At 75.0% G+C, this 9,871-nt stretch carries 3 protein-coding genes; all 3 read right to left on the bottom strand.

Annotation, left to right across the window (positions count from 1 at the left end):
- A partial coding sequence (locus tag AC51EU_RS22320) for a type I polyketide synthase (protein WP_496268809.1) occupies positions 1-2,766 on the bottom strand: 2,766 nt, incomplete at its 3' end.
- The gene (locus AC51EU_RS22315; protein ID WP_496268808.1) at positions 2,763-7,424 is read right to left on the bottom strand and encodes a beta-ketoacyl synthase N-terminal-like domain-containing protein; all 4,662 of its coding nucleotides are present in this window, start codon (positions 7,422-7,424) and stop codon (positions 2,763-2,765) included. The genes AC51EU_RS22315 and AC51EU_RS22320, both read right to left, overlap by 4 nt.
- A gap of 6 nt (positions 7,425-7,430) precedes the next feature.
- Positions 7,431-9,871: SDR family NAD(P)-dependent oxidoreductase (locus AC51EU_RS22310; RefSeq protein ID WP_496268807.1), on the bottom strand; the 2,441-nt coding region annotated here is incomplete at its 5' end.

The raw sequence follows: 9,871 nt of genomic DNA, 5'->3' as shown, positions 1-9,871 counted from the left end.
GGCTCCGGGGTTGCTCGGCTCGTGCCAGCAGCGGGTGGCGGCGAAGGGGTAGCGGGGCACCTGGGTCCTGGTACGGGTGTAGTCCCGGTCGAAGCCGGCCCAGTCGATGCCGGCGCCCTGGACGTAGAGCTGTCCGACGGCGTCGAGCAGGGTCTCCCAGTCACCGTGCTTGGGGCGCAGGCTGGGCAGCATCAGCGCGTCGTGGTCGGCGGGGAGGCTGTCGCCGATGAGGCCGAGGAGGACGGGGGCGGGGCTGACCTCCAGGAAGGTGCGGTAGCCCATCTCGTGGAGGGTGGCGACGCTGTCGGCGAAGAGGACCGGCTGCCGGGCGTGGTCGCACCAGTAGTCGGCGTCGGGCGCCTGGTCCCACGGCCACAGGGTGCCGGTGAGGTTGGAGACCAGCGGGATGCGCGGCGGGCTGAAGGTGACCTGTTCGACGGCGGCGCGCAGCGGGCCGAGGACGGGGTCGACGAGCGGCGAGTGCGAGGAGGTGGAGATCCGCAGGATCTTGGTGTCCGTGCCGCGGGCGTCGAACGTCTCGCAGACGGCGGTGACGGCCTCGCGGTCGCCGGAGACGGAGGTGTTGGCGGGCCCGTTGACGGCGGCGATCGAGATCCGCGACGGCTCGTGGCCGGCGAGCACCTCGGCGACCTGGTCGGCGGGGGCGGCGATCGCGGCCATGGCGCCGGACTTGGCGAGCTGCTGGAGCAGCCGCCCGCGCTCGCTGACCAGCAGCAGCCCGTCCTCCAGGGACATCATCCCGGCGAAGCAGGCGGCGGCGTACTCGCCGAGGCTGTGGCCGAGCACCACGGCGGGCTCCACGCCCCACGAGCGCCACAGTTCGGCGAGCGCGTACTCCACGGCGAACAGCGCGGGCTGGGCGTATGTCATCTCGTCGATGACGCGGGACTCGGGGTCGTCCGGGTAGATCGCGGAGAGCAGCGGGGTGGCGAGGTGGGGGCGCAGGATCTCGTCGCAGCGGTCGATGATCCCCCGGAAGGTGGGCTGGGTCTCGTACAGTTCGCGGGCCATGCCGGCGCGCTGCGGGCCCTGGCCGGTGAAGAGGAAGACGACGTCGGAGGCGGTGGGCGCGTCGGGGTCGCCCAGCAGCAGCCCGTCGTCGGGGTCGTCGCCGCGTACGTAGCCGGCGAGGGCGTCCGCGATCTCCTCCTTGCTGCCGCCGGTGGCGGCGAGCCGGTGGGGGAAGTGGGAGCGGCCGGTGTTGGCGGCGAAGCACAGGTCGGCGGTGGTGGTCGCGGTGCCGTCGGTGAGCCGGTCCTGGTAGCGGCGGGCCAGCTTGCGCAGGGCGGCGTCGGTCGTCGCCGACAGGGCGAGCACGGACCGGGGGCGGCTCTCGTCGGCGGCGGGCGCGGGCCGGTCGGGGGCCTGTTCGAGGACGAGGTGGGCGTTGGTGCCGCTGAAGCCGAAGCTGCTGACGCCGGCGAGACGGCGGCCGCCCTCGACGGGCCAGGGCGTCTCCCGGGTGGGGACGGCGAAGGTGGTCCCGTCGAAGCTGATGTGCGGGTTGAGGCTGCCGAAGTGCAGGTTGGGCGGGACGGTGCCGCGGTCGAGGACGAGCGCGGCCTTGATCAGCCCGGCGATGCCGGCCGCGGCCTCCAGGTGGCCGAGGTTGGTCTTCACCGCGCCGAGCAGCAGCGGCGCGCCGTCCGGGCGGCCGTAGACGTCGGCCAGTGCCTCGACCTCGATGGGGTCGCCGAGCTTGGTGCCCGCGCCGTGCGTCTCGACGTAGCCGACCTCGTGCGGTTCCACGCCCGCGGCGCGCAGGGCCCGGCGCAGCACCTCGCGCTGGGCCGCGCCGTTGGGGGCGGTCAGGCCGGAGCTGCGGCCGTCCTGGTTGACGGCGGAGCCGCGGAGGACGGCGAGGACGGTGTCGTTGTCGCGCAGGGCGTCGGAGAGCCGCTTGAGGACGACGATGCCGCAGCCCTCGCTGCGGACGAAGCCGTTGGCGGCGGCGTCGAAGGTCTTGCAGCGGCCGTCGGCGGACAGCATCTCGGGGAACTGGGAGAACGAGATGCCCAGGTGCGGGGAGAGGACGGCGTTGACGCCGCCGCCCAGCGCCAGGTCGCACTCGCCCAGCCGCAGGCTCTGGCACGCCTGGTGGACGGCGACGAGCGAGGAGGAGCAGGCGGTGTCGACGGTGAGGCTGGGGCCCTTGAGGTCGAGGAGGTAGGACAGCCGGCCGGTGGTGATGCTGTGGGCGGTGCCGGTGCTGGCGTGCGGGGCGATGTCGGCCGGGTCCCGGAAGACATGGGTGGCGTAGTCGTTGGTGCACATGCCGAGGAACACACCGGTGTCGGTGCCGGCCAGGTCGTGCGGGGGCTGCCCGGCGTTCTCCAGGGCCTCCCAGGCCACTTCGAGGAACAGCCGCTGCTGCGGGTCCATGGCCACGGCCTCACGGCGGGAGATGCCGAAGAAGTCGTGGTCGAAGCGGTCGATGCGGTCGAGGAACCCGCCCCAGCGGGTGTGCAGCTTGCCGGGGGTGCGCGGCTCGGGGTCGTAGAAGGCGTCCGCGTCCCAGCGGTCGGCGGGCACCTCGGTGATGGCGTCGGTGCCGCCGCTCAGGAGCCGCCAGTACGAGTCGGGGCCGGTGACCCCGCCCGGGAAGCGGCAGCCGACGCCCACGATCGCGATGGGCTCGCTCTTGGCCCTCCGGTGCTCGTCGAGTTCGCGCTGCATCCGGTCCATGGTCAAAAGCGCGCGTTTGAGGGCCGCGCCCGACGTCTGCTTGTCTTCCTGGGTGCTCATGCTTGGCGTCCTTCGTCGAACTGGTCGGCCTTGGCGAGGAGGAGGGCTTCGATTTCGCTGTCGGACAGGTCCCCGAGCCGCGACTCCAGGTCGTCGTCCTCGGCGGGGGGTGCCGCGGGCCCTGGCGCGGCGGGCGTGTCCGGGGCCGGCGGCGCGGCCTCCAGGGGGACGCCCATCTGCTCGGCGAGATAGGGGACCATCGCGTCGAGGGTGGGGAAGCGCCAGCTCAGCGTGGCCGGCAGGGTGACGCCGAGGGACCGGGACAGCCGGGTGCGCAGTTCCAGGGAGCGCATGGAGTCGAACCCGAGGCCCGCCAGCGGCGCGGCCGGGTCGACGGTCTGCCCGTCCCCGCCGAGCACCAGTGCCGCCAGTTCCACGCAGTGGCGTGCGAGGACGGCCCTGCGGCGCCGGCCCGGTTCCACCGCCAGCATCTCCTCGCGGAGGGCGGCGGCCTGCCCGGCGTGCGCCGCCCCGCCGGGGGCGAACGGTCCGGGGGCCGTGCCGTCGGGGCCGGGCGGCAGGACGCAGACCTGTCCGGCCGGGGAGCCGAGGAGCCGGTCGAGGACGGCGCCGGCCTCCCGCGCGCCGAGGGGGGTGCCGCCGGTCCACGGGTCCCAGGTGAGGCCGAGGGCGGGGCGGCCCTGGGCCTGGCGGTGCCGGGCCAGCGCGTCGAGGAAGGCCCCGGCGGCGGCGTCCGCGGCGCGTCCCTCGGTGCCGAGGACGGTGGCGGCCGGGGAGTACAGGACGAAGTGGTCCAGTTCCCGGTCGAGGGTGGCCTCGTGGAGGGTGCGGGCGCTCTCGGCCGTGTGCGCGGCGGCCGCGAGGGCGTCACCGTCCGCCGTGTCCTGCGCCTCGGCGGTCTCCGTGACGACGGTGACGCCGGCCAGCGGCGGCAGTTCCTTGTCGATGCGGGCGAGGACGTCGGCCGCCTGTACCGGGTCGGACAGGTCGGCCGTCCATGCCTCGGCGCGGGCCCCGGTGTCCTTGAGGGCGTCCGCCGTGGCCGGTCCCGGGTCGCCGGGGCCGGCGAGCACCAGGTGGCCGGCGCCGCGCTCGGCCAGGTAACGGGCGGTTCCCAGGGCCCGGTCGCCGAAGCCGCCGGCCACCAGGTAGGTGGCCCCGGCCCGGACCGCGCCCGTGCCCGGCGGCACGGCGGCCTCGGTGAGGTCGCCGGGGTAGAGCACGATCTTGCCGGTGTGCCGGGCCTGCGCCATGCGGCCGAAGGCCGCCGCCGCCTCGCCGTACGGGTATCCGGTCACGGGCAGCGCCGTGAAGTCCCCGTCGGCGAAGCCCCGCGCGACGGAGGCGTACAACTCGGTGACGATCGCGGGCTGTTCCCAGAAGGTGCGTTCCATGTCCACGGCGAACAGGGAGCGGTTGTGCTTGAGCAGTCCCAGGCCGACGGGGTTGTCGTCGTAGATGTCGCGCTTGCCGATCTCGACGAACCGCCCGTTGGGGGCCAGCAGTTCCAGGCTCGCCTCCAGGGCGCGGCCGGTCACCGAGTTCAGGACGACGTCCACGCCGTATCCGCCGGTGCGCTCGCGGATCTCGTCGGCGAACGCCAGGGTCCGCGAGTCCATCACATGGGCGACGCCCATCTCCCGCAGCAGCGCCCGCTTCTCCTCGGTGCCCGCCGTCGCGTACACCTCCGCGCCGGCCCGCCGCGCCACCATGAGGGCGGCGAGGCCGACGCCTCCGGTGGCGGCGTGGACGAGGACCTTCTCGCCGCGGCGCAGCCGGGCCAGGTACTCCAGGCCGTGGAGGGCGGTGAGGAAGGCGATGGGGGTGGCGGCGGCCTCCTCGTCGGTGAGGCCCTTGGGGCAGGGCGCCACCAGGTGCGCCTCGGTGGTGGTGTAGCGGGCCATACCGGAGGCGACGACGGCCATGACGGTGTCGCCGACGCTCAGGCCGGTGACGCCCTCCCCGACCGCGCTGACGCGTCCGGCGCACTCGGCGCCGAGGGGGACGGTGCCGGTGGCGCCGGGGTAGGCGCCCATGGCCTTGAGGACGTCGCTGAAGTTGAGTCCGGCGGCGGCCACCTCGATCTCGACCTGGCCGGGGCCGGGCGGGGTGCGGTGCCAGACGCTGGGCGTCAGGCTCGTGAGGATGCCGGGGTTCTCGGCCAGCAGCCGGTGGTTGCCGTCCTCGCCCGCGTCCAGGGGGCGGCGCGGCCAGGCGCCGTCCCCGTCGGTCTCCCGTGCGCCGAGGACGGGTGTGAGGCGGTCGGTCCCGCGCAGGGCGAGCTGTCCTTCCGGCTCGGGGCGCAGCAGTTCGGCGAGGACGTGTTCCGCGTCGCGCGGGTCCGTGGCGGGGGCGAGGTCGAGGAGGGTGGTGGACAGGTCCGGGTGTTCCTGGAGCAGGACCCTGCCCAGGCCCCACAGCGGTGCCTGGTCGAGGCGCGGCGGCGCGTCCTCGTCGGCGGTCCGCTGGGCGCCGCGGGTGACCAGCAGCAGCCGCGCCGCCTTCCTCCCGGCGAGGGCGCGGGCCAGGTGCCGTACGGAGGCGCCGGAGCCGTCGAAGGCGGGCAGGTCCGCGCCCCAGGCGTGCACCGCCCCGGCGCAGGGCCCGGCTCCCCCGGCGTTGACCGCGTCGAGCAGGGCCGTGTGGTCCTCGGCGCTGTACGGGTCCACCTCGTAGTGGTCGTCGGCCAGCTTCCGGTACCCGGTGCCCGGCGTCACCAGGACGCCGGTGCCCCGACGGGCCGTGAGGCGGTCGCGCAGCGCGCCGCCGAGGTCCTGGGGGCCGGCGAACACCAGCCAGCGGCCCGCGTCCTGCCCTTCCGGTGCCGTGGGACGGCCGGGTGCCTGCTCCCAGCGGACGGTGAACAGGGCCTCGCCGGCGGACGGCGCGGCGGGTTCGTCCGGGGTGCCGGACGTGTCGGCCGCGGAGGGCCGCGCCGCGGGGGCGGGCGTCCCGGTGGAGAACGGCGCGACGACGTCGTCGGCGGTCACGGCGGGGGCGAACGGGCGCCGCTGCCACGGGTAGGGCGGCAGGTCGGCGACCGCGCGGCGGGGCGCGGTGGCCGCGTCGTCGGACCGGTCCCCTTCGTAGCGGGTCACGGCGGGTGACTCGCGGTCGTCGGCGAGGGCCCGCAGGGCGGCCAGGGCCTCCTGGCGTGTGGTGGCGGTGACGCGGGCGCGGTCACGGTGGCGGGCGCGTCCGTGGGTGGCGGTGTACGCGAAGGCGGCGTAGCCGTCGTCGGGGAGGCCGGTCAGGTGGGTGTGGAAGCGGTCGGCGAGGGCGCGGAGCGCCTCGGGTCCCTTGGCGGCGAGTTCGAAGCCGCGCACCTCCTCGGGCCCGTCGTGGGCGGTCTGTTCCGGTGCCGGGCCGAGGATGAGGTGGGCGTTGGTGCCGCCCATGCCGAAGGCGCTGACGCCGATGTGGCGGGCGCGGTCGTCCTCCCACGGTTCCAGCGTGGTGGGCAGGGTGACGCGGCTGCCGGTGAGGTCGATGAGGGGGTTGAGGCGTTCGAGGTGCGGCAGCGGGGGCGCTGCCCGGTGGCGCAGGCAGAGCACGGCCTTGAGCAGGGAGGCGACTCCGGCGGCGGTCTCCAGGTGCCCCATGTTGGCCTTGACGGCGCCGACGCGCAGCGGCGCTCCGTCGCCGCGGCCGAGGGCGGCGACGATGGCCTCCATCTCGATGGTGTCGCCGAGGGAGGTGCCGGTGCCGTGGGCCTCGACGTAGCCGATGTCGGCGGGTTCGAGGCCGGCGTCCTTGAGCGCGGTCTCGATGAGGTCGGTCTGCCGCAGGACGTTGGGGGCGGTGAAGCCGGTGGAGCGGCCGTACTGGTTGACCGCCGAGCCGTGCAGCACGGCGTGGATGCGGTCGCCGTCGCGCAGCGCGTCGGGCAGCCGCTTGAGGACGAGGATTCCGCAGCCCTCTCCCCTGGCGAAGCCGTTGGCCCGCGCGTCGAACGCCTTGCAGCGGCCGTCGGGCGACAGGGAGCCGGTGACGTCGAGCAGGGTGGTGGCGCGCGGCGACAGGACGAGGCTGACGCCGCCCGCGAGGGCCACGTCGCACTCCCCGCGGTCGAGGGCCTGGCGGGCCAGGTGGACGGAGACCAGCGACGAGGAGCAGGCGGTGTCGACGGCGATGGCGGGGCCGTCGAGGCCCATGGCGTAGGCGAGGCGGCCGACGGCGAAGCAGTGGCCGTTGCCGGTGGCCCAGTGGGTGTCGGGGTCGCCGGTCTGCCAGTCCCAGTAGTCCTGGCCGGTGATGCCGACGAAGAGGCCGGTGCGGGTGCCGTCGAGGCGGTCGGGCGGCAGCGCGGCGTTCTCCAGCGCCTCCCAGGCGACCTCCAGCAGCAGCCGCTGCTGCGGGTCCATGTGGCGGGTCTCGTCGTCGCCCATGCCGAAGAAGGCGGCGTCGAAGCCCATGACGTCGTCGAGGTATCCGCCGTGCCGGGGCAGCTTGTCGAAGGACGCGGCGAACGGTCCCTTGCGGGCGTCGGGGAGCGGGCGGGTCAGGTCGCGGCCCTCGGCGAGCGCGGTCCAGTACGTGTCGAGGTCGCTGATCCGGCCCGGGAGGCGGAGCCCGGCGCCGACGAGGGCGAGCGGCTGATGGCCGCTGCGCTCGTCGAGCTGGGCGCGCAGCTTCTGGATCGTCTCCAGGGCCCGGGTCAGGGGCGTGGGGCGCGCGGTGGCGTCGTTGGCTGGCATCGTCGTTCAGTCCTTGTCGTCCGCCGGGTCGCCGAACAGCTGCTGGGCGAGGACCCCGGCGAGCGCCTGGGCGCTGCCGTACGTCCACAGCAGGGTCGGGGAGAGCGAGAGGCCGGTGACGGCTTCGAGCCGGTTGCGCATCTCCAGGCTGAGCAGGGAGTCGAAGCCCAGCGCCTTGAAGGGGGTGTCGCGGTCGATGGCCTTCGGGTCGAGGCGCAGGACGCGGCCCGCGAGTTCCTGGACCTTGGCCTCCAGCATGGCCTGCCGGTGGTCGGCCGGGGCCTCGCGGAGTTCGGTGAGGAAGGCACCGCCGGTCCTGCCGGAGGCGCTGCCGTCCCGCACGGCCTGCCACAGGGTGCTCCAGCTCTCCATCGACGTGGTCTCGGGGTTGCCGTCGAACCACTGGCGCAGGCGGAGCGGTACGTAGGAGACGACCTGTTCGCCGCCGCCGAGGAAGTGCTCCAGAGCGCGCCATGCCTCGTCGGTGCCGAAGCCGGCCATGCCGCGCTCCTCCAGGCGCGCGCCGCGGTTGCCCTCCTGGGCGGCGAGGCCGACGTCGTCGACCACGCCCCACTGGACGCTCAGGCCGGGCAGTCCGCGCCGGCGCCGGGCCTGGGCGAAGGCGTCCATGAAGGCGTTGGCGGCGGCGTAGGCGGCCTGGCCCTGGTTGCCGATCAGGGCGGCGGCGGAGGAGAACATCACGAAGAAGTCCAGCGGGTCGCCTTCGGTGACGGCGTCGAGGTGGCGTGCCCCGTCGACCTTCGGTGCCAGGACGCGTGTCACCTGGGCGGGCGTCAGGTTCTGGACGGTGGCGTCGTCGAGGAGTCCGGCGGCGTGCACCACGCCGCGCAGCGGGGGCAGCTTGGACCGCACCCGGCGGATGTCGTCGGCGTCGGAGACGTCCGCCTGGAAGGTCTCCACCGTCACGCCCGCGGCCCGCAGCGCGGCGAGGCGTTCCTCGGCCTCGGCGCCGGGCGCGGAGCGGCCGACGAGGGCGAGGGCTCCGGCGCCGCGGCCGGCCATGAACTCGGCGAGGGAGAGGCCGAGGGCGCCGAGGCCGCCGGTGATCAGGTAGGTGCCGTCGGCGCGGAAGCGGCCGTCGTGCAGCGGCTGCGGCGCCACGGCGGTGACGGTGGCGGGGTCGGTGAGGACGTACTTGCCGATGTGCCGTCCCTGCGCCATCTCGCGCATCGCCCGGGGCGCGTCGGCGAAGGTGAACCGCAGCAGCGGCAGCGGCTCCAGTTCCCCGGACGCGACCCGCTCCCAGACCTCGGCGAACAGCTTGGCGAAGAGGGCGGGGCGGCGGGTGATGACCCCGGCGAGGTCGACGGCGGTGAGGCTGATGCTCTTCTTGAACGCCCGCAGGCTGATGGAGCGTTCGCCGAAGATGTCCTTCTTGCCGGCCTCGATGAAGCGGCCGCCCTCGGCGAGGACGTCGAGGCCCTTGGTGATGGCGGCGCCGGTGAGGGAGTTGAGGACGACGTCGACGCCGCGGCCGCCGGTCACCTCCTGGACCCGGTCGGCCCAGGCGAGGTCGCGGGAGTCGAAGACGTGCTCGACGCCCAGATCCCTCAGATACCGGCGCTTGTCCTCGCTGCCGGCGGTCGCGATGACCTCGGCGCCGAGGAGGCGGGCCACCTGGAGGGCGGAGAGGCCGAGGCCGCCGGCCGCCGAGTGGACCAGGACCGTCTCGCCGGGCTCGACGCGGGCGAGGTGGTGCAGCCCGTACCAGGCGGTGGCCATGACGGCGGGCAGGGCGGCGGCGGTGGCTTCGTCCATGCCGTCGGGGACGCGGTGCACATGGTCGGCGGGGACCGTCTGGTGCGAGGCGAGCGAGCCGAAGGCACAGGTGACGACGCGGTCGCCGACGGCGATGCCGGTGACGCCCGGTCCGGTGCGGGTCACGGTGCCCGCGCTGCCCAGGCCGAGCAGATCGGCGCCCGCGCTCTCGTCGGGGTAGGTGCCCATGGCCTTCATCACGTCGATGAAGTTGAGGGTGGACGCGCCGACCTCGACCTCCAGTTCGCCGGGGCCGGGTTCGCGGCGGGCCAGCGGCCGGTACTCCAGGCCGTCCCAGAAGCCGGGCCGGTCGGGGACGAGGCGGAACGGCTGCTCGGCGGTGTGCCAGGCGAGGCCCGTGGTGCCGTCCGTGACGTCGTCGGCGTGGGTGAGCCGGCCGACCAGCCGCCGTTCGCCGCGCAGCGCCACCTGGTCGGTGCCGTCGCCGGTGAGCAGTTCGGTGGCGCAGGCCGCCGCGCGCTCCGCGTCGCGGGAGGCCAGGTCGATCAGTACGGGCTTCAGTTCGGCGTGTTCGCGGCGCAGGACGCGGCCGAAGCCCCAGTAGAGGGCGCCCTCGGGGACGCAGGTGTCGTCGGCGGCGACGGGCTGCGCGTCGGTCGTCACGATGCCCAGGCGCGGGGGCCGCGGGTGGGCGGCGCAGGCCCGGG

Source organism: Candidatus Streptomyces philanthi (assembly GCF_059553635.1).
The sequence above is the reverse complement of the archived record's forward strand: the minus strand, read 5'-3'. Positions and strand labels throughout refer to the sequence as shown.

Excerpts from the sequence above, each read along its gene's own strand:
- AC51EU_RS22315 (WP_496268808.1), bottom strand. The coding sequence starts at position 7,424 with ATGCCAGCCAACGACGCCACCGCGCGCCCCACGCCCCTGACCCGGGCC.